This window comes from Streptomyces sp. NPDC002669 (genome assembly GCF_042889165.1).
Lineage (GTDB): Bacteria > Actinomycetota > Actinomycetes > Streptomycetales > Streptomycetaceae > Streptomyces.
In genome coordinates, this window is record NZ_JBIAQQ010000078.1 from 1 (window position 1) to 1,922 (window position 1,922).

4 protein-coding genes are annotated in these 1,922 nt (G+C 64.9%); 3 read left to right on the forward strand and 1 reads right to left on the reverse strand.

Annotation, left to right across the window (positions count from 1 at the left end; translation table 11 throughout):
- The coding region (locus ACFYW1_RS38975; RefSeq protein ID WP_351838653.1) for a polyketide synthase docking domain-containing protein at positions 1-105 on the reverse strand (105 nt) is incomplete at its 3' end.
- 243 nt (positions 106-348) lie between these two features.
- Between ACFYW1_RS38975 and ACFYW1_RS38980 the strand changes: the two genes are divergently transcribed.
- The 3 genes from ACFYW1_RS38980 to ACFYW1_RS38990 all read left to right on the forward strand — a co-directional run.
- Entirely contained in the window at positions 349-1,557 is a 1,209-nt protein-coding gene (locus ACFYW1_RS38980; protein ID WP_389004578.1) for a cytochrome P450, read from the forward strand.
- 5 nt (positions 1,558-1,562) lie between these two features.
- Positions 1,563-1,760, forward strand: a complete 198-nt coding sequence (locus ACFYW1_RS38985; protein WP_148841347.1) for a ferredoxin — start codon at positions 1,563-1,565, stop codon at positions 1,758-1,760.
- Positions 1,761-1,826: 66 nt separating this feature from the next.
- Positions 1,827-1,922 (forward strand): polyketide synthase docking domain-containing protein (locus tag ACFYW1_RS38990; protein WP_384231831.1); only part of this gene is annotated, 96 nt, incomplete at its 3' end.

The window sequence follows — 1,922 nt, forward strand, 5'->3', positions numbered from 1 at the left end:
CGTCTGCTGCAGATCCGTCGTCACACGCTTGAGGTACTCGCGGAGCTTGTCTTCCGTCGTCGGCATGCAGAGCCATCCCCTCGGACTACCCGGGCACTGGTCCATGGGTGGCAGCCCGACCTACATGCGCCCACCCGTTCGACTCGTAACCCTTCAGGTCGGGCCTTGGTTTGCTCTTAATGCGACCTAAAGCGTCGTCCGGAAATCGACGCCGGCCCACTCGCACGGCACCCGCGCCGACGGCAGGGGTTGCCATTTAGCAGGAGTTAAGCAGCGGTGTCTACGCTTCCCGACGCTCTCTCAGCCTCACCGTACGGATGCATATAGCTCAAACGAGAGGTCGACAAAATGACCGACCCCGGCGCCTCTGAAAAACTTTCCTTTCCCATGCCCCGGACATGTCCTTTCAGTCCGCCCGCCGAATACGCGCGGCTGCGTTCCGAGGAGCCGATGTCCCACGTCGTGCTGCAGAACGGCAGGACTGCCTGGCTGGCGACGCGCCACGAACATGTGCGCACCCTCCTGAGCAACCCTGCGACCAGCTCGAACCGTGCGCACCCCGCCTTTCCCGCGACGGTCGCCGACATCGGGGTCTTCGCCCAGAAGGGCTTTCTGCTCTCGATGGACTCGCCGGAGCACGCGTTGCACCGCCGGATGGTCACCAGCGAGTTCACGGCCAGCCGGACTCGTCGGCTCCGCCCTCGCATTCAGGAGATCGTCGACGAGTGCGTCACCCGGATCCTGGATTCCGGAAATTCGCGCCCGGTCGATCTGGTCCAGGAGCTCTCGCTTCCGGTTCCCTCGCTCGTCATCTGTGAATTGCTGGGGGTGCCTTACGGAAGCCGGGGCATTTTTCAGAAGTACACCGAGGTCCTGCTCGACCGGGCCAGCACTCCCGACGACCGGAAGCATGCATTCGGCGCCCTGCTCGCCTTTCTCGGCGACCTCGTCGACAGCAAGAACGAGGAACCCGACGACGCGCTGCTGAGCCGGCTCACGGTGAAGTACCGGGAGGCGGGCATCTACGACCGCGAACTGCTGACCGGCTTCGCCGTGCTGCTGCTCATCGCCGGTCACGAGACCACCGCGAACATGATCTCGCTCGGTGTGACGGCCCTGCTGCGCGAGCCCGAGAAGCTCGCCCGCATCAAGGCCGATCCGACGCTGACCGCCGGCGCCGTCGAGGAGCTCCTGCGGTACTTCAGCATCGTCGACTACCCCACGGCCCGCGTGGCACTGGAGGACATCGAGGTCGGTGATGTCGTCGTCCGTGCGGGCGAAGGGTTCATCGCCTCGGCGGCCGCCGCCAATCACGACGAGCGGGTGTTCCCCGATCCGGGCGAACTGGATCTGCAGCGCGAGACGTCCGGCCACGTCGCCTTCGGCTTCGGAATCCACGCCTGCCTCGGCCAGAACCTGGCCCGCGCGGAACTCGAAATCGTCTACAACACGCTCTTCAGGCGCATACCCGAACTGCGCCTGATGTCGCCTCCTGAGGAACTTCCCTTCAAGGACGCGACGGTATTCGGAATCCATCGACTGGAGGTGACGTGGTGAGCCGTCTGCTGATCACGATCAATGAAGAAGAGTGCTGCTCGTCCGGAATCTGCGCGATGACCGCCCCGGACGTCTTCGATCAGCGGGACGAGGACGGCGTCGTCGTGCTCCTCTCACCGGAGCCGGAACCGGCACTGCACGCCGAAGCGCGAAAGGCGGCCCGCAGCTGCCCCTCGCTCGCCATTGAAGTGCAGGAAGTCTGACCGACTCCGCTGCCGCACCACCCCGTTGCCACACCGCTCCGTTGCCGCACCGTTCTGTCCGATCGCATGCCAGGCCGCCTCGAAAGGGTCCGCCCCGTGGGAAACACCGAAGACAAGTTCCGCGAATACCTGAAGCGAGCAACGGCCGATCTGCGTCAGGCC

Coding starts and splice junctions, on each gene's coding strand:
- ACFYW1_RS38980 (WP_389004578.1), top strand. CDS start 349: ATGACCGACCCCGGCGCCTCTGAAAAACTTTCCTTTCCCATGCCCCGG.